Genomic DNA, 17,796 nt, shown 5'->3' with positions numbered 1-17,796 from the left:
GTTCCCGCGTGTGACGGAGTTGCGCGATGACGGCGCTGCGCGACGCGATCGACTACACCACGCTGGGCTGGGTCAAACCCGAGCTCGACGAGACCCTGCGCCAGACGCAGCACGAGATCGAAGGTTATGCCGACGATCCCGCCGACCCGAGCCGCATGCGCTTCGCCGCCGGCTTCCTGCACCAGGTGCAGGGCACGCTGCGCATGGTGGAACTGTATGCGCCAGCGATGGTGGCCGAGGAAATGGAGGCGCTGGCCAAGGCGATCGCCTCCGGACAGGTGGCAAACCGCGACGAGGCCTGTTCCAGCCTGATGCGCGGTGTGGTGCTGCTGCCCGATTACCTGGAGCGCCTGCAGGGCGGGCACAAGGACATTCCGATCGTCCTGCTGCCGTTGCTCAACGAACTGCGCAGTGCGCGCGGCGAGAAGGGCCTGAGCGAGAGCGTGCTGTTCGCACCCGATCTGGACCGGCCGCTGCCGGTCACGCTGCCGCAACCGGTCGATACGCCGGTGCGACAGCGCGAGACCGACGCGCAACCGCTGCTGTCCGATTTGCGCGAATCGCTGGCCGGCTGGAGCGAAACCACGCCGGGCGACTACGCCACCCTGACGCAGGCATTGCAGGGCCTGCTCGGCCTGGCCAGCGAACCTGCCGCGCGTCGCATGCTGTGGGTCGCCACCGAAACCGCCGCCGCGCTGCGCGATGGCGGCCTCGGCAGCGCCTATTCGCTGCGCGAGGCGTTCGGCAGCGTCGAGCGCGAGGCACGACGCGAATTCGGCGAAGGCGATGGCAGCGCACGCGCTCCGCATTCGCAACTGGAATGCACGCGCCAGCTGCTCTACCACGTCGCCCAGGCGAGCGAATCGCACCCGGCGCTGGATGCGTTGCGCGCCACTTTCGGCCTGGTCGGTGAGGCGCCGAGCGAATCCGAACTCGCGCATGCGCGCGGCAGCATGAGTGGGCGCAACCGCGCGCTGCTCGATACCGTCGCAGGCGCCATCAAGGAAGACCTGCTGCGCATCAAGGACGCGCTCGACCTGCACCTGCGCACCAACCGCAGCGACGCTGGCGAACTGCAGCCGCAGGTGGTGGCGCTGGACCGCGTCGCCGACACGCTGGGCATGCTCGGCCTCGGCGTCGCCCGCGACGTGGTGCTGCAGCAGCGCGACGCGCTGCGCGAACTGACCTCCAGCAATCGCCCCACCGACGAGGATGCGCTGCTCGACGTTGCCGGCGCGCTGCTGTACGTCGACGCTTCGCTGGACGACCAGGTCGCACGGCTCGGCCAGCCGGGCCTGGGCGAGCAGGAAGACCTGATCGCCAACGAATCGCACAAGGTGCTGGAAGTGCTGGTGCGCGAGGCGATCGCCAACTTCGCCGACGCGCGCCAGGGCTTCGTCGCCTTCGTCGAAACCAACTGGGATCACGCCCAGCTGAGCGAAGTGCCGCGCCTGCTGGCCGAAGTCTCCGGCGCGCTGCGCATGCTGGAACTGCCCGAGCCGGCAAATTACCTCGAAGGCGTGCGCCGTTACACCGAGGCCGAACTGCTGTCGCGCAAGCGCGTGCCCAATGGCCGCCAGCTCGACACGCTGGCCGATGCGCTGGCCAGCCTGGAGTACTACCTGGAAGCGGTCCGCGACCGTCGCCAGAATTCCGAGGAGATCCTCGCGATCACGCGGCAGAGCCTGGAGTCGTTGCGCTACTGGCCGTTGCCGCAGTCCGAAACCGTGGCCGTGGTGCAGGACGAGACGCTCGACCGGATCGACGCGATCGTCGCGGCCGAAGCGAACCCGGCCGCTGCGGTCGCCGCGGTTCCCGCAGTGGCGCGACAAGGCGTCGAGGCCGGCAGCGGCGGCTTCGATTTCAGCAACGACGAGATCGACGACGAGATCCGCGAGATCTTCCTCGAGGAATTCGAAGAGGAGATCGCCAACCTCGGCCAGCTGTTGCCGCAGTGGCGCGAACAACCCGAACAACTCGATCGCCTGCGCCCGATCCGCCGCGTGTTCCACACGCTCAAGGGCAGCGGCCGCCTGGTCGGAGCGCGCGTGCTCGGCGAGTTCAGCTGGAAAGTCGAGAACATGCTCAACCGCGTGCTCGACGGCACTCGCCCGCCGACGCCAGCGGTGCTCGCGCTGGTCGATCACGCGTTCAACACCCTGCCGATGCTGCACGCGGCATTGAGCGGCGCCACGCCGCTGGCGATCGACCTGTCCGGCATCGAGGCCGTCGCCGATCGCCTGGCGGCCGGCGAGGAAGCGTATTACACGGCGCCGGCCAGCTTCGCTGCGGCGCAGTCCGGGCCACTCGAAGTGCCGTACGACGGCATCGAAGTCGAGGAAATCATCCTCGAGGCACCGCAGGAAGAGATGCCGGCCGCCACCGCGCTCGCAACCGAACTGCGTGCGGTGACGGTCGATCCGGTCCTGCTGGAAATCCTTGGCGTGGAAGTCGATGGCCACCTGCAGACCGTCGATGCCTGGCTGGAACGCTCGCGGCTTTCGCCGCAGCCGGCGGACGACGCGCTGCTGCGCGCGATCCACACCATGAACGGCGCATTCGCGATGACCGAAGTGCCGGAAATCGTCGATGCCACTCTGCCGGCGGAGGCTTACGTCAAGCGCTTGCTGGCGTCCGGCCGCGTGCCCGAGGCGGAAGGCATTGCCGCGCTGTCGGAACTGGCCACGCAGATCCGCGCTACCGTCGCCGGCCTGGAAGCACCGGAATCGATGGTGCCGGTGCAGACCATGCTCGCGGTGCGCCTGATCGACCTGCGCGACAGCCTGCCGGAGCCGAGCGTCTCGATCTTCGGGCTGGACGAGGAGACGCCGGCGGTCGACCTGAGCGAAGAGCCGGCGCCGACCGAGGAGGACATCGCGGCGCAAGCGGACGCGCAGCGCGTCGAACTGGAGCGGATCGAAGCGCAGGAACGGCTCGAGATCGCGGCCATCGAGGCTGCGATCCTGGAAGCGGAACGGGTCGAAGCCGAACAACTCGAGGCGATCCGCGTCGAGGCGGAACAAGCCGAGGCCGAACGCATCGCCGCCGAGCGCGCAGAGGCGGAGCGTGCCGCCGCCGAACGTGCGGAAGCCGAGCGTGCCGCCGTTGCGCTGGCCGCCGCAGCCGAAGCCGAGCGCCTGGAGGCGGAGCGGGTCGCGCAGGCCGAAGCGCAGGAACAGGCACGCCGGCAAGCCGAGCAGGCCGAAGCCGAACGTATCGCGCAGGAACAGGCGCTGGAGGCGCAGCGGCTCGAGGCGGAGCGCATTGCCGCCGAACAGGCCGAGGCTGCGCGAGTCGAAGCCGAGCGCCTGGAAGCCGAACGCATCGCAGCCGAGCGTGCAGAAGCCGAACGCATCGCCACCGAGCGTGCCGAGGCGCAGCGTATCGAAGTCGAGCGCGCGGAAGCCGAGCGCCTGGCAGCGGAACAAGCCGAGGCGGAACGCGTTGCCGCCGCAACGCCGGCACCTGAAACCGAATCGAATGAAGTCGAAACCGGTGCGGACGCCGGTTCCGACAGCGCCGTCGCCACGCTGCTGGCCGGAGTCATGGCGTCCACCGAGGACCCGGACGAGGCGCTGGATCTCACCGACCTGGATCCGGAACTGGTCGACATCTTCGTCGAGGAAGCTGGCGACATCCTCGACCACGCCGACGGGCTGCTCGCGCGCCTGCGCGAAGCGCCTACCGATCGCGAACCGGTGGTCGGCCTGCAACGCGACCTGCATACGCTGAAGGGTGGCGCGCGCATGGCCGGGATCATGGCCGTGGGCGATCTGGGCCATGCCATGGAAACGCTGCTGGAGGCCGTAGCCGAACATCGCTGCGAACTCGGCCGCGATGGCGTGCCGTTGCTGGAGCGCGGTTTCGATCGGCTGCACGCGATGCTCGGCCGCGTCGCTGCGCGCCGTGCCGTCGCGGTACCAGTCGGCCTGATCGAGGAATTCGACGCACGCGCCCGCGGCGAAAGCATCAGCGATGCACCGCGATCCGTGGCCTCCACTGCCGCGCCACAACCGGTGGTCGAACTGAAGCCGCTGTCGGCGCCGCTCGAGGCCGGCCAGGGCGAAGAGGACGACATCGCGGTACGCGCGCCGCAGGAGCAGGTGCGCATCCGCGCCGATCTGCTCGACCGGCTGGTGAACTACGCCGGCGAGGTTGCGATCTATCGTGCGCGACTGGAGCAGCAGCTCGGTGCGTTCCGTTCGGCGATGGGCGAAATGGAGCAGACCAACGCGCGCCTGCGCGACCAGCTGCGCCGCCTGGACATCGAAACCGAAGCGCAGATCATCGCCCGCTACCAGCGCGAGCACGAAACCTCCGACCAGACCTTCGATCCGCTCGAGCTGGACCGCTTCTCGACCCTGCAGCAGCTGTCGCGCGGCCTCGGCGAATCCGCGGCCGACCTGGCGAGCCTGCAGGGCTCGATGGAGGATCTGACCCGCCAGTACGAAACACTGCTGCTGCAGCAGTCGCGCGTCAGTTCGGACCTGCAGGAAGGTCTGATGCGCACGCGCATGGTGCCGTTCGATGCATTGGTGCCGCGCCTGCGTCGCGTGATCCGCCAGGCCGCCAGCGAGACCGGCAAGCAGGTTCAGCTGAAACTCGACGGCGCACAGGGCGAACTCGACCGCAACGTGCTCGAGCGCATGACCGCGCCGCTGGAACACATGCTGCGCAACGCGGTCGCGCACGGCCTGGAAACGCCGGAGCAGCGCCGCAAGGCCGGCAAGCCGGAAGAAGGCACGGTGCGCATCTCGATGCGTCGCGAAGGCTCGGAAGTGGTGCTGGAAGTCGCCGACGACGGCGCCGGCCTCAACCGCCAGGCGATCCGTCGCCGCGCCGAAGAGCGTGGACTGGTGCGCGCCGGTGCGGTGCTCGCCGATGCCGACCTGGACACGCTGATCCTCGAATCGGGTTTCTCGACCGCCGATGCAGTCAGCCATCTGGCCGGTCGCGGCGTCGGCATGGACGTGGTGCACAGCGAAGTACGCCAGCTCGGCGGCGCGCTCGACATCACTTCGCGGCCCAAACAAGGCGTCACCTTCACCATGCGCCTGCCGCAGACGCTGGCGGTGACGCAGGCGGTGTTCGTGCGCATCGGCGAGACCAGCTTCGCGGTGCCGATCGCCTCGGTGCGCGGCGTCGGCCGCATCGGTCGCGATGAACTGGCGACCGGGGGCACCAGTTACCGCTACGGCGGCGAAGACTATGCGCTGCACGACCTCGGCACGCTGCTCAGCCACGCGCCGGCCAAGGCCGAAGGCCAGCTGCAGGTACCGCTGCTGCTGATCCGCTCCGGCGACCTGCGCGCGGCGGTCAGCATCGACCAGGTGCTGGGCAACCGCGAGATCGTGGTCAAGCCGGTCGGCCCGCAGGTGGCTTCGGTGCCAGGCATCTTCGGCGCGACCATCATGGGCGACGGCAGCGTGGTGGTGATCCTCGACATCGCGCCGCTGGTGCGCCGCCAGGCGACGCAGCCGCGCGAAGTCGAATTCGCGCCCGCGGCACCGGAACGCGGCGTGCCGCTGGTGATGGTGGTCGACGATTCGGTGACCATGCGCAAGGTGACCGGCCGCGTGCTGGAACGCCACAACTTCGAGGTCGTCACTGCCAAGGATGGACTCGATGCGCTCGAACGCATGACCGAGCGCGTGCCGGACCTGATGCTGCTCGACATCGAAATGCCGCGCATGGATGGCTACGAGCTGGCGACGACGATGAAGCTCGATCCGCGCCTGCGCAACGTGCCGATCGCGATGATCACCTCGCGCACCGGCGAGAAGCATCGCCAGCGCGCATTCGACATCGGCGTGGAACGCTACCTGGGCAAGCCGTACCAGGAGCAGGAGCTCATGCGCAACGTGTTCGACCTGCTGGGGCTGACCCGTGACCACGCCTGAGCCTGTGGTTGAAGTCGCCCTGCGACGGCGGCGCGCGGTACTGCTGGCGCAGCCCGGCGTGGCCAGCGATCGCCTGCGCGACGCGCTGCAACATGCCGGCGCCGACGTGGTGCTGGTCGCCGATCCTTCCGGCATCGCCGTCGATGCGGTGATCGCGGCGGCGCCGGACAGCGTGCTGGTGGCGCTGGATCCCGCGATCGAGGGGCATCTCGAGCGTTTCGAAGCGGTGCTGGGCGATCCGTCGATCGCGGTGATCTTCGACGAGGCGGAACTGGCGGCACGGCGCGAGGGCTGGGATGCGGCGCGCTGGACGCGGCACCTGCACGCCAAGCTGTACGGCCACGACGACGTGTTGCCGCCAGGGCAGACCGAAGCCGACGACTATCCGCAGCCGGGAATGCCCGCTGGATTGCAGCAGGCACAACCGGTGCCGGAATCGATCGACGAGTATGTCGACGAAGCCGGCAACCATGCCGAGGTGTTGCCGATCGACGCGGTCGGAATCGGCGTGCTGGTCGAAGTCGACGAGGTCGACATCGGGCTGCTCGATCCCGAGCCGGCCGACATCGGCCCGATCGACTTCAACAGTTTCGATACCGGTGACGCCGCCGATTCCCCGCGCGCGCGCGATGACAGCGCAGTAACGACGCCGGAAGCGGTCATGGGGCTCGACGAATTCCTGCGCGACAGCGACATGGCGCGCGAGGCCGCCGAACTGCCGGTCGCCGCCGAGCCGCGCACGTTCAACAGCAACGACTGGAGCCTGGACGACAGCGGCGGCGCGCAGGCGCGTCCCGCGACGCCGGTGGCGCAACACGACATCGAGGAACTGGAGCGCCGCATCGCCGGCCTGTCGCTGGCCGACACCGACAGCTATGGCCACGGGCCGCAGCGCGGCGCGGTGGTGCTGCTGGCCGGGCTGGGCGGGCCGGACGCGGTGCGGCAGATACTCAAGGGCCTGCCGGAAGGTTTTCCGCGTCCAGTGCTGATCCTGCAGCGGCTCGATGGCGGGCAGTACGACAAGCTCGTCGGGCAGATGGCTCGCGCTTCGGCGATGCCGGTGCTGCTGGCGGTGACCAACATGGTGCCGGAAGCCGGCAACGTGTATGTGGTGCCGCCGGCGCTGGGCCTGGTGCGCAAGGCGGCCGAGCTGGTGTTCAGCGAATCGGCTGGCCTGCTCGATGCACTGCCGGCCAACGACAGTGCGGTGGTGGTGCTCAGCGGTGCCGATCTTGCCTTCGTCGACCCGGTGCTGCGGCTTGCCGCTGCCGGCGCCTGGGTCGGAGGCCAGTCGACGGAAGGCTGCTTCGAACCGGCTGCCGCCAACGACCTGGTCGCGCGCGGTGGCGAGGCCGGCTTGCCAGTGCAACTGGCCGAGCGTCTGAGCGAGCGCTGGCCGGTCTGATCATCTCCGCGATTCGGGTTTACAGGTAAGGACAGGGCATGGCGAACGCAAGCAACGACATCCGCGGGGTGTTGATCCAGGTGACCGGCGCGCGGCTGCTGCTGCCGAACGCGACCATTGCCGAGGTGCTGTCGTACGCGCAGCCGGAGCCGGTCGACGACGCGCCGGAGTGGCTGCTGGGCCACATCCGTTGGCGCGGCTGGCGCCTGCCGCTGATCGCGTTCTCGCGCATGGCCGGGATTGCCGAGGAAAACGCGGTGCTCGGCAACAAGGTGCTGGTGCTGAAAGCACTCGGCGGCAATTCCAGGCTGCCGTTCTTCGCCCTGCTGACGCAGGGCTTTCCGCGGCTGGTCACGGTCGCGCACGACGAATTGTCCGAAGACGCGCACGACGGCGAGGCCTTGCCGGCCGGCGTGCAGGCGCGCGTGCTGCTGAAGGAAGACGCCGCACTGCTGCCCGATCTGGCGGCCCTGGAAAACCGCATCGGCGAGTTCTGGCAGGCCGCGTAGACAGCCCTACAGGTCGCCGAACCTCGACTGCAGCGCGGCGATCGCGGCCAGGCCGGCGGTCTCGGTGCGCAGGATGCGCGGACCCAGACCCAAGCCTTCGAAGCCCGCCGCGCCCAGCGTTTCCCGGTCGCGCGGCGACCAGCCGCCTTCCGGGCCGATCGCGATCGCGATCACGCCTGATGGCAGCGTTCCCAATGTCCGCGCCGAGCGCTCGCCGGCGGGATCCAGCGTCAGTTTCAAGGCATCGGTCGGCAATCCTGCCGCGGCTTCCGCCAATGGCAATGGCGATGCAAGATCCGGAACGCGTGCACGCCCGGACTGCTCGCACGCAGATACCACCACATTGCGCCAGTGCGCGGTCCGCTTGGCACGGCGTTCGGCGTCCAGTTTCACCTCGGTGCGTTCGGCCAGCACCGGCACGATGCCGGCAACGCCGAGTTCCGTCGCCTTCTGCAGGATCAGGTCCATCTTCTCGCCGCGCGCGATGCCCTGCAGCAGCACGATGCGCAGCGGCGATTCGTTGTCGACCGCACGCGACGCCAGCACCTCCGCCTGTGCACCCCGTTTGTTGGCCGACAGCAGCCGCGCGTCGTAATCGTGGCCATCGCCGTTGAACAGCACGCAGGCATCGCCTTCGGCCAGCCTCAAGACGCGCACCAGGTGCGCGGCCGTCGCGTCCGGGAGGGCCAGTCGCTGCCCGATCGCGAGCGGCATGTCGACGAAGGCACGGGTCAGGCGCACGCGGTTGCCTCGTCGATCGCCGCGCGCGTGGTCTCGGCGAGCAATGCCAGCTGCGCGTCATCGATGCAGTACGGCGGCATCCAGTACAGCACGTCGCCGAGCGGCCGCAGCAACACGCCGCGCTCCAGTGCCGCGCGGTAGGCACGCAGGCCAATGCGATGCGCCGGATCGAACGGCATGCGCTTGTCGCCGCCCTGGGCCAGCTCGAAGGCGACGATCATGCCGGCCTGGCGAACATCGGCCACCTGTGGATGGCTTGCCAACGGCGCGGCAAGCGCCGTCATCGTCGCCGCGGTCGCGCGGTTGCGCGCAAGCACGTCGTCGGTCGCGAAGATGTCGAGCGAGGCCAGTGCCGCCGCGCAGGCCAGCGGGTTGCCGGTATAGCTGTGCGAATGCAGGAAGGCGCGCTCGCGCGAATCGTCGAGGAAACCGTCGTAGATCTCCTGCGTGGCCAGTACCGCCGCCAGCGGCAGGAAGCCGCCGGTGAGGCCCTTGGACAGGCACAGCAGGTCCGGCATCACGCCGCTCTGTTCGCAGGCGAACATCGTGCCGGTGCGGCCAAAGCCGACCGCGATCTCGTCGGCGATCAGGAATACGCCATGCACGTCGCACAGTTCGCGCGCGCGCCGGAGGTAGGCCGGATCGTGCATGCGCATGCCGCCGGCGCATTGCACCCGCGGTTCCAGGATCAGCGCGCAGATTTCGCCGACGTGCTCGTCGAGCAGGCGCGCCAGCGCGTCGGCGGCATCTTCCGCATGCCCGGCGGCGCTCTGTCCGGGCCGCGCCAGGTAAGCATCCGGCGACGGCGTGAACAGCGCTTCCGCGAGCAATGGCGCGTACACGCGCCGGTATAACGGGATGTCGCCGACCGCCAGCGCGCCCAGCGTCTCGCCGTGATAACCGTTCTCCAGCGCGACGAACTTGGTGCGCCGCAGGTCGCCGCGATTGCGATGCCACTGGAACGCCATCTTCAACGCCACCTCGACGCCAGCCGAACCGTTGTCGGCATAGAACACCTTGGCCAGCGGTTCGCGTCCGGGCTGGCGCGGCGCCAGCGCGAGCAGACGCTCGGCCAGTTCGACCGCCGGCTCATGCGAACAACCGGCCAGGATCACCTGTTCCAGCGTGCGTGCCTGCCGCGCGATTGCATCGGCGATGCGTGGTTCGGCATGGCCGAACAGGTTGGTCCACCAGCTGCTGACCGCGTCCAGGTAGCGCCGGCCGTCGTGTCCGACCAGCCACGCGCCGTCGCCGCGCGCGATCGGCAGCAGCGGCAACGTGTCCGGATGCTCGCGCATCTGCGTGCAGGGATGCCACAGCACGGCCAGGTCGCGCGCACGCCAGCGGTCGGCGTCCGTTATCATCGTTTCGGTATCGATCGTCTTCTGCATCCGGACATTATCGGGCTGCGCGCGCCGAGGGCCTAGGGCCGAACAGCGACGATCCGTTTTTGCTTCTCGGCCCCCAGATCCCAGCCCCAGGTTTCATGCACGATCCCATGTCCAAACGCCTGCCCATCATCCATGGCATCACCGAGCACGACGCCGGTCCCTACCGCATGGAACGGCTGGACCTGGAGTTCGGCAACGGCGAACGCCGTCGCTACGAACGCCTGCACGGTCGCGGCCATGGCGCCGTGGCAGTGGTGCCGCTGCTCGACGACGACACCGTGCTGCTGGTGCGCGAATACGCGGCCGGCGTGCACCGCTACGAACTGGGGCTGGTCAAGGGCAGGATCGATGCCGGCGAGACGCCACTGCAGGCGGCCAACCGCGAACTGAAGGAAGAAGCCGGCTACGGCGCGCACTCGTTGACCGTGCTGCGATCGCTGTCGCTGGCACCTACCTACATGAGCCACCAGACCGCGCTGGTGGTCGCACGCGACCTGTATCCCGAACGGCTGCCCGGCGACGAGCCGGAAGAACTGGAGCTGGTGCCATGGAAACTCGACGACCTGCACCAGCTGATCCTGCGCGAGGATTTTTCCGAAGGCCGCTCGATCGCTGCCTTGTTCATCGCGCGCGAATGGTTGAGGCAGGGTGATGCGCAACCACGTTGATCCGGTCGACGACGAACTCCGCGAAGGCGTCATCGCGCTGGCACGAGACGCAGCCGCGGCGATCCTCGAGGTATACGAAGGCGCGTTCGATGTCGAACACAAGGCCGATGCCAGCCCGCTGACCGCTGCCGACCTGGCCGCGCACCGCTGCATCGTCGCCGGGCTCGCGCGACTGGCGCCGGACATCCCGGTGCTGTCGGAAGAAGCCGCCGAGGAAATCCCGCTTGTGCAGCGCCGCGGATGGCAACGCCTGTGGCTGGTCGATCCGCTCGACGGCACGCGCGAATTCGTCAAGCGCAACGGCGAGTTCACCGTCAACATCGCCCTGATCGACCACGGCGTGCCGGTATTTGGCGTGATCCAGGCGCCGGTCACCGGCCTGTTGTGGCATGCGCGGCAAGGCCTCGGCGCCTGGCGTCGCGTCGGCGATCACGACGCGCCCATCGCGGTGCGCCGGCCGGCACGATCGCCGTTGCGAGTCGCCGCGAGTCGTTCGCATCGCGACCCGCGTACCGAGGCGTTGATGGCGCGTATCGGCGAAGTCGAGACGGTTGCGCTGGGCTCGTCGCTCAAGTTCTGCCGGCTCGCCGAAGGCGGCATGGACGTGTATCCGCGCTTCGGCCCGACCAGCGAATGGGACACGGCGGCCGGACAGTGCATCCTGGAAGGAGCCGGTGGCTGCGTGATCGACCCGAAGGGACGGCCGCTGCGCTACAACCAGCGCGACACGATCCTCAACGGGGATTTCATCGGACTGGGCGATCCCGGGTTGCCGTGGCGCGAGTGGCTTTGAGCCATCACCCGCGAAGACGGGAATGATGGCCAAGACGAGAAGGAGCGGAGCAAGACGTGGCGAAGAACGAATCTGACATCCAGCGCCTGCTCGACATCATGGCCCGCCTGCGCGACCGCGAGCACGGCTGCCCCTGGGACATCGAACAGACTTTCGCCAGCATCGCGCCGTATACCGTCGAGGAAGCGTACGAGGTCGCCGACGCGATCGACCGCAACGACTTGCCGGCGTTGAAGGACGAACTCGGCGACCTGCTGCTGCAGGTGGTGTTCCACTCGCGCATGGCGCAGGAGCAGGGCGCGTTCGCCTTCGCCGACGTGGTCGCGGCGATCAGCGACAAGATGACGCGGCGGCACCCGCACGTGTTCCCCTCTTCCGCGGGGCCGGTTTCGGAAGCAATAACGGATGCCGCGACGCAGACCGTCGCCTGGGATGAGCACAAGCGTCGCGAACGCGAGGCCAACGGCGACCAGGATGCGTCGGCACTGGCCGGCATCGCGCGCGGTCTGCCCGAGTGGCAACGCGCGATCAAGCTGCAGAACCGTGCGGCCAAGGTGGGTTTCGATTGGCCAGGTCCGGCGCCGGTGATCGAGAAACTGCACGAGGAGGTCGAGGAAGTCCGCGCCGAATTCGCAGCCCTCGCCGCGGACCCGGGCGACGCCGCGGCGCAGCATCGGCTGGAGGATGAGATCGGCGACCTGCTGTTCGTCTGCGCCAACCTGGCGCGCCATGCCCACGTCGACATTGGTGCGGCGTTGCGTCGCGCCAACCTCAAGTTCGAACGGCGCTTCCGGACGATGGAGGCGCTGGCCGCGGCCGATGGCACCGCGCTTGCGGGCCTGTCGCTGGAGATGCAGGATCGATACTGGGATCGCGCCAAGGCCACGGAAAAACCGTAGGGCGGGTCCCGGCCCTATGGAAACGACCGCCATGCCTCGCTTTGCCAGCTTCCGCGAGTTCTATCCCTTCTACCTGAGCGAACATGCCAACCGCACGTCGCGCCGGCTGCACTTCATTGGCAGCTGCGGCGTGCTGCTGCTGGTTGCCGTCGCCATCGTGCAGCGCAACGCCGGCTGGCTGCTGGCGGCGCTGCTGTGCGGCTATGGGTTTGCCTGGGTCGGGCATTTCTTCTTCGAGAAGAACCGGCCGGCCACGTTCAAGCATCCGCTGTATTCGTTCGTTGGGGATTGGGTGATGTTCAAGGACATCATCACCGGCAAGATTCCGTTCTAGCGCTTGGAAGTCCCTTGGGCCGCGCGCGCGGCATGAGCCTTGTCGCGGCGTGGCGATGCTCGCGGGCGGGGTGATGTTCAAGGACATCATCACCGGCAAGATTCCGTTCTAGCGCTTGGAAGTCCTGGGCCGCGCGCGCGGCATGAGTCCTTTCGCGGCGCCGGCCGTCATTCCATGAAGATCAGCCAGGCCGCCACGGCGATCAGGGCGAAGCCGGCCCAGTGGTTCCATTTCAGTGGCTGGCCGAGATAGCCCACGGAGAACGCCGCGAATACCAGCAGCGTGATCACCTCCTGCATGCCCTTGAGCTGCGGCGCCGAATAGAACGCGCTGCCCAGGCGGTTGGCCGGCACCATCAGGCAGTACTCGAAGAAGGCGATGCCCCAGCTGACCAGGATCACCGTAAACAGCGGCGCCGACTTGTACTTCAGGTGTCCATACCAGGCGAAGGTCATGAACACGTTGGAGCCCAGCAACAGCAGTACGGGCAGGAATCGCTCCAGGGACATGTCGAGACGCCGTTCAGGGAAAGATGCCTAGCGTAACGATGGCGTCTTCACGTTGTCTCGACCCGCTTATTGGCACCTTTCACAAAGCTGAAGGAACGGGGGCATCATGAGAAACCCGCAAGAACCCGCAGGACTGGTCCTCATCGTCGAGGACAACCGCAACATTTCGGAAATGGTGGGTGAATACCTGGAAGGGCGTGGTTTCGAGGTCGACTATGCCGCGGACGGCCTCGACGGCTATCGCCTGGCGACCGAGAACAACTACGACGTGGTCGTGCTGGACCTGATGCTGCCGCGGCTGGACGGCATCGAGGTCTGCCGCCGCCTGCGCGAGGAAGCGCGCAAGTCGACGCCGGTGCTGATGCTGACCGCGCGCGATACCCTCGACGAGAAGCTCACCGGCCTCGGCGCCGGTGCCGACGACTACCTGACCAAGCCGTTCGCGATCCAGGAACTGGAAGCGCGGCTGCGTGCCCTGATCCGCCGGGAGCGCCGCCAGGTCGGTGCCGAAGTGCTCAAGGTCGCCGACCTGGTGCTGGATCCGGCCAGCCTGCGCGCCACCCGCGGCGGCACGGAGCTGCAGCTGTCGCCGATCGGCCTGAAGCTGTTGACCATCCTGATGCGCGAATCGCCGCGCGTGGTCAGCCGCCAGGAAATCGAACGCGAGATCTGGGGCAATGGCCTGCCCGATTCCGACACCTTGCGCAGCCATCTGTACAACCTGCGCAAGACCATCGACAAACCGTTCGACCGGTCGTTGCTGCATACCGTGCAAAGCGCCGGTTATCGCATCGCGGATATCGAACACCCACCCGCCTGATCGGTCATGTCGCAGGGGTTGTCGCGCAAGATCCGGATCGCCTTCATATTGCAGGCGGTGATCGCCAGCTTCGTGATCGTCATCGGCGTGTTCGCGATTAATTCGGTGCTCAAGCAGGGCCTGCTCGAACGGCGCCTGCAGTCGCGCGTGGCTGAGTACTGGCAAAGCTGGGAAAGTGACCCGGGCCAGCGGCAGCCGATCGGCATCGTGGTGAAGGGCTTCGTGGTCCCGACCGGGCTGGACAACGGCTCGTTGCCGCCGGTGGTGAGCGGACTCGCCCGCGGTTTCCACGAACTGCCCGCCAGCAACCAGATCGTCTACGTGGACGAGCGTCCCGCCGGACGCCTGTACCTGATCTACGACGAGGATTTCGTAGACGAACTGTCGCTGTGGCTCGGCGTGGTGCCAACCCTGTTCGCGCTGCTGTCGCTATATGCGGTGTCATGGCTCACCTACCGCACTTCGCGCCGGCTGGTGGAGCCGGTGTCGTGGCTGGCACGGCAGGTGGCGCACTGGGACCCGCGCCAGCCCGATACCGAGCAGTTGGCGCCCGAGCGCCTGCCCGCCGCGCTCGATGGCGAAGTCAGGCAACTGGCCGATGCATTGCACGGGCTGGCGGTGCGTGTCGATGCGTTCGTCTCGCGCGAGCGCGCATTTACCCGCGATGCCAGCCACGAACTGCGCACGCCGCTGACCGTGATCCGCGTCGCCACCGACCTGCTGCTGGCCGACCCGGACCTGCCGCCGCGTACGCAACGCTCGCTGCAGCGGATCCAGTTTTCCGGCCGCGACATGGAGGCGGTGATCGACGCCTTCCTGGTGCTGGCGCGAGAGGCCGACATCGCGCCGCAGAGCGAGGACTTCAACGTGCGCGACGTGGTCTACGAGGAAGTGGTCAACCTGCGCCCGTTGCTGGCCGGCAAGCCGGTGCAGCTGGAAGTGATCGAGGATGCGTCGCCGCGCCTGCATGCACCGCCACGGATACTCGGCGTGATGGTCGGCAACCTGCTCAGCAACGCGGTCAATTTCACCGACGAGGGGCGCATCGAAGTGCGGATCGGCGCCGATCGCATCGTGGTTCGCGACAGCGGCATCGGCATGAGCCGCGAGGAACTGGACAAGGCGTTCGAACCCTTCTATCGCGCCGACCAGGCGCATCCCGTAGGCAAGGGCATCGGTCTGTCCGTCGTGCGTCGCCTCGGCGAACGCCTGGGCTGGTCGGTGACGCTGGACAGCGCACTCGGCGAAGGCACCACCGCCACGATCGGTTTCGCGGGCTTGCGGCCGGTTTGAATCCGGCACGGAAGTCTCACCCTTGCCGATGATTTCCGTGGCAGCGGCGTGCGGCCGCAGGCTCCGTGCTTCAACGCTCTTCCATGAAGCAGGAAACGCCGGCTGAAGGGCAGGCTGGAACTATCCGGCCCGGTCGCGTTCTACTGTCAACCTTTTCGTGGCGGGGGCGTTAGCGTCCGTCGACTCCCGGTGATCGACAACATGAGCGCTTCCCGCAAAGCCCCCAATTCCCGCCTCGTGCGCCGCATCGGCATCGTTGTCGTCGTGCTGGCATTGCTGGCGGCAGGCCTCTGGTTCTGGAACCAGCGCAAGGCCGCGCCGGACGATGGCGGTTTCCGCACGACGACGGTCGAGCGCGGCGACATCCGCGTGGCGATCTCAGCCACCGGCACGCTCAGCGCGATCTCCACGGTCACCGTCGGCAGCCAGATCTCCGGACAGGTGACCGACGTGCTGGTCGACTTCAACGACCGGGTCAAGAAGGACCAGGTCATCGCCCGGATCGATCCGGCCAGTTACGAGGCACAGATCCAGCAGGGCAACGCCGCCATCGCCAGCGCGCAGGCTTCGTTGCGGCAGATGCAGGCGACGCTGCGCAACGCCGAGCTGGACTACCAGCGCAAGGCCGACCTCGGCAGGCAGCAGCTGATCGCCAGGAGCGATATCGACCTGGCCCGCGCCGCGCGTGACCAGGCACAGGCGCAGGTGAATGCCGCGCAGGCGCAGATCCGCCAGCAGACCGCATCGACGCAGACCACGCGCATCAATCTCGGGCGGACGGTGATCCGTTCGCCGGTAGACGGCGTGGTGCTGACGCGCACCATCGAACCGGGGCAGACGGTCGCCGCCAGCCTGCAGGCGCCGGAGCTGTTCAAGATCGCGGAGGACCTGGCCAAGATGAAGATCGAGCTGGCCGTCGACGAGGCCGACATCGGCCAGGTCAAGGTCGGGCAGGCGGTGTCGTTCACCGCCGACGCGTTCGCCGACCGCCAGTTCAAGGGCGTGGTCGACCAGGTGCGGTTGTCGGCCACCACCACGAACAATGTAGTGACCTATCCGGTGGTCGTGACCGTCGACAACAGTGATGGCACCCTGCTGCCTGGGCTTACCGTGAACGCCGAGATCGAAGTCAGCCGTCGCAGCAATGTGTTGAAGGTGTCCAACGCAGCCCTGCGTTTCAAGCCGACCAGCGAAGACGGCGCGCCGAACACGGCGCCGCAGGTTGCCATCCAGCGCGGCGGCGGCATGGCCGACGATCTGGCGCAGGTCGCCGCGGGCCTGAAACTCGATGCCACCCAGCAGGCGGCGTTTGATGCCGCGATCAAGGCGATGCGCGAGCGCATGGCCGCGCGCATGGCGCCGCAGTCGGGCAATGGCGGCGGCAGCGGCTTGTTCGGCGGTGGTGGCGGCATGCGCATGGTGATGGGTGGCACCGGCGGCGACATGCAGGCGCAGATGCGCCAGCGCATGCTCGAGCGCACCACGCAGCAGTTCGCCCCGTTCCGCAGCACGCTGACGCCTGCACAACAGAAGCAATGGGATGCGCAGATCGCCACCCTGGTCGGCGCCAAGCGAGCGCCGTTGTACAAACTGGTCGACGACAGGCCGCAGCGGATCATGGTGCGCGTAGGCGCCAGCGATGGCACCAATACCGAAGTGTCCGGTGACATACGCGAGGGTGATCGGGTGATCACCGGCGAGCGCGCCGCGAAATGACCACTCCGCAGCCGCCGGCCGTGGTCATCCGCACGCACGGGCTGGGCAAGGTCTATTCGCCGGGCACCGAGGCCGAAGTCGTCGCGCTGAAAGGCGTTGACCTGAGCATCGGCCGCGGCGACTTCGTCGCCATCATGGGGCCATCGGGCTCGGGCAAGTCGACGCTGATGAACCTGATCGGTTGCCTGGATACGCCCAGCAGCGGCCGCTACGAATGCGATGGCGTCGACGTTTCGACGCTCGACAAGGAAGACCTCGCCGCATTGCGCCGCGACAAGATCGGCTTCGTGTTCCAGGGCTTCAACCTGCTGCCGAGGATGAGCGCGCTGGAGAACGTGGCGATGCCGCTCGGCTATGCGCAGGTGCCGCCGGCCGAGCGCCTGCGGCTTGCCCAGGAGGCGCTGGATGCGGTCGGCCTGTCCGCGCGTTCCGGCCATCGTCCGAGTGAACTGTCCGGTGGCCAGCAGCAGCGCGTGGCGATCGCGCGCGCATTGATCAACAAGCCACCGATCCTGCTGGCCGACGAACCGACCGGCGCGCTCGATTCCAAGACCGGCGAAGAGATCCTGTCGCTGTTCAAGCGCCTGCGCGACGAGGACCACACCGTCATCCTGATCACCCATGATGCCGAGGTCGCCGCGCACGCCGATCGCATCTATGTGATGCATGACGGTGAGTTGCATGAGAGGCCGTGATTGGTAATTCGTGATTGGTGATTCGCACAATCACCGCTCACCGCTCACCGCTCACCGCTCACCGCTCACGAATCACGAATCACGAATCACGAATCACGAATCACGAATCACGAATCACGAATC

The 17,796-nt window shown here is 67.7% G+C and carries 14 protein-coding genes; 11 read left to right on the top strand and 3 right to left on the bottom strand.

All coding sequences use genetic code 11. The features are described from left to right. The first annotated feature begins 26 nt into the window (after positions 1-26). From IP90_RS09180 to IP90_RS09170, 3 genes are read left to right on the top strand one after another with little or no spacing between them, the layout of a single operon-like run. The gene (locus IP90_RS09180; RefSeq protein ID WP_144899338.1) at positions 27-5,900 is read left to right on the top strand and encodes an Hpt domain-containing protein; all 5,874 of its coding nucleotides are present in this window, start codon (positions 27-29) and stop codon (positions 5,898-5,900) included. Then, positions 5,887-7,305, top strand: coding sequence for a chemotaxis protein CheB (locus IP90_RS09175; RefSeq protein ID WP_144899337.1), 1,419 nt, complete (start codon positions 5,887-5,889; stop codon positions 7,303-7,305). Before IP90_RS09180 ends, IP90_RS09175 begins: the two co-directional genes overlap by 14 nt. 38 nt (positions 7,306-7,343) lie before the next feature. Further along, the gene (locus tag IP90_RS09170) at positions 7,344-7,814 is read left to right on the top strand and encodes a chemotaxis protein CheW (RefSeq protein ID WP_144899336.1); all 471 of its coding nucleotides are present in this window, start codon (positions 7,344-7,346) and stop codon (positions 7,812-7,814) included. A gap of 6 nt (positions 7,815-7,820) precedes the next feature. On the opposite strand, the gene IP90_RS09165 is transcribed toward IP90_RS09170, so the two are convergent. Together IP90_RS09165 and bioA are read right to left on the bottom strand one after the other, a co-directional pair. Beyond that, positions 7,821-8,555 carry a 16S rRNA (uracil(1498)-N(3))-methyltransferase gene (locus tag IP90_RS09165; protein ID WP_144899335.1) on the bottom strand — a complete coding sequence of 245 codons (735 nt, stop codon included), beginning with the start codon at positions 8,553-8,555 and terminating at the stop codon, positions 7,821-7,823. Next, positions 8,546-9,946, bottom strand: a complete 1,401-nt coding sequence (gene bioA, locus IP90_RS09160; protein WP_144899334.1) for an adenosylmethionine--8-amino-7-oxononanoate transaminase — start codon at positions 9,944-9,946, stop codon at positions 8,546-8,548. Before bioA ends, IP90_RS09165 begins: the two co-directional genes overlap by 10 nt. 107 nt (positions 9,947-10,053) lie before the next feature. Between bioA and nudE the strand changes: the two genes are divergently transcribed. From nudE to IP90_RS09140, 4 genes are read left to right on the top strand one after another with little or no spacing between them, the layout of a single operon-like run. Further along, the gene (gene nudE, locus IP90_RS09155) at positions 10,054-10,614 is read left to right on the top strand and encodes an ADP compounds hydrolase NudE (RefSeq protein ID WP_144899333.1); all 561 of its coding nucleotides are present in this window, start codon (positions 10,054-10,056) and stop codon (positions 10,612-10,614) included. Then, positions 10,598-11,407: a 3'(2'),5'-bisphosphate nucleotidase CysQ gene (gene cysQ / locus IP90_RS09150; RefSeq protein WP_144899332.1), complete on the top strand. Its 810-nt coding sequence runs from the start codon at positions 10,598-10,600 to the stop codon at positions 11,405-11,407. The genes nudE and cysQ overlap by 17 nt, the downstream gene beginning before the upstream one ends. Before the next feature lie 56 nt (positions 11,408-11,463). Continuing rightward, complete coding sequence (mazG, locus tag IP90_RS09145) at positions 11,464-12,306, top strand: nucleoside triphosphate pyrophosphohydrolase (protein WP_425477091.1); 843 nt, start codon at positions 11,464-11,466, stop codon at positions 12,304-12,306. A gap of 31 nt (positions 12,307-12,337) precedes the next feature. Beyond that, complete coding sequence (locus tag IP90_RS09140; protein ID WP_144899331.1) at positions 12,338-12,640, top strand: Mpo1-like protein; 303 nt, start codon at positions 12,338-12,340, stop codon at positions 12,638-12,640. 167 nt (positions 12,641-12,807) lie between these two features. Here the strand turns inward: IP90_RS09140 and IP90_RS09135 are convergent, their stop codons facing one another. Next, positions 12,808-13,149: a DMT family protein gene (locus tag IP90_RS09135; protein WP_144899330.1), complete on the bottom strand. Its 342-nt coding sequence runs from the start codon at positions 13,147-13,149 to the stop codon at positions 12,808-12,810. Between the two features lie 106 nt (positions 13,150-13,255). On the opposite strand from IP90_RS09135, the gene IP90_RS09130 reads away from it, so the two are divergent. The 4 genes from IP90_RS09130 to IP90_RS09115 all read left to right on the top strand — a co-directional run bounded on the left by IP90_RS09130 (position 13,256) and on the right by IP90_RS09115 (position 17,673). Then, positions 13,256-13,969 carry a response regulator transcription factor gene (locus IP90_RS09130; RefSeq protein WP_144899329.1) on the top strand — a complete coding sequence of 238 codons (714 nt, stop codon included), beginning with the start codon at positions 13,256-13,258 and terminating at the stop codon, positions 13,967-13,969. Positions 13,970-13,975: 6 nt separating this feature from the next. Next, positions 13,976-15,262: a sensor histidine kinase gene (locus IP90_RS09125; RefSeq protein WP_144899328.1), complete on the top strand. Its 1,287-nt coding sequence runs from the start codon at positions 13,976-13,978 to the stop codon at positions 15,260-15,262. A 201-nt stretch (positions 15,263-15,463) separates the two neighbouring features. Next, positions 15,464-16,978: an efflux RND transporter periplasmic adaptor subunit gene (locus IP90_RS09120; RefSeq protein ID WP_144899327.1), complete on the top strand. Its 1,515-nt coding sequence runs from the start codon at positions 15,464-15,466 to the stop codon at positions 16,976-16,978. Beyond that, entirely contained in the window at positions 16,975-17,673 is a 699-nt protein-coding gene (locus IP90_RS09115) for an ABC transporter ATP-binding protein (protein WP_144899326.1), read from the top strand. The genes IP90_RS09120 and IP90_RS09115 overlap by 4 nt, the downstream gene beginning before the upstream one ends. Positions 17,674-17,796 lie beyond the last annotated feature (123 nt).

Source organism: Luteimonas cucumeris, from assembly GCF_007830035.1.
Taxonomy (GTDB): domain Bacteria; phylum Pseudomonadota; class Gammaproteobacteria; order Xanthomonadales; family Xanthomonadaceae; genus Luteimonas_C; species Luteimonas_C cucumeris.
This window is presented reverse-complemented; position numbering and strand designations above follow the sequence as displayed.

Coding starts and splice junctions, on each gene's coding strand:
- IP90_RS09180 (WP_144899338.1), top strand. CDS start 27: ATGACGGCGCTGCGCGACGCGATCGACTACACCACGCTGGGCTGGGTC.
- IP90_RS09170 (WP_144899336.1), top strand. CDS start 7,344: ATGGCGAACGCAAGCAACGACATCCGCGGGGTGTTGATCCAGGTGACC.
- bioA (WP_144899334.1), bottom strand. CDS start 9,946: ATGCAGAAGACGATCGATACCGAAACGATGATAACGGACGCCGACCGC.
- nudE (WP_144899333.1), top strand. CDS start 10,054: ATGTCCAAACGCCTGCCCATCATCCATGGCATCACCGAGCACGACGCC.
- cysQ (WP_144899332.1), top strand. CDS start 10,598: ATGCGCAACCACGTTGATCCGGTCGACGACGAACTCCGCGAAGGCGTC.
- IP90_RS09140 (WP_144899331.1), top strand. CDS start 12,338: ATGCCTCGCTTTGCCAGCTTCCGCGAGTTCTATCCCTTCTACCTGAGC.
- IP90_RS09135 (WP_144899330.1), bottom strand. CDS start 13,149: ATGTCCCTGGAGCGATTCCTGCCCGTACTGCTGTTGCTGGGCTCCAAC.
- IP90_RS09130 (WP_144899329.1), top strand. CDS start 13,256: ATGAGAAACCCGCAAGAACCCGCAGGACTGGTCCTCATCGTCGAGGAC.
- IP90_RS09125 (WP_144899328.1), top strand. CDS start 13,976: ATGTCGCAGGGGTTGTCGCGCAAGATCCGGATCGCCTTCATATTGCAG.
- IP90_RS09120 (WP_144899327.1), top strand. CDS start 15,464: ATGAGCGCTTCCCGCAAAGCCCCCAATTCCCGCCTCGTGCGCCGCATC.
- IP90_RS09115 (WP_144899326.1), top strand. CDS start 16,975: ATGACCACTCCGCAGCCGCCGGCCGTGGTCATCCGCACGCACGGGCTG.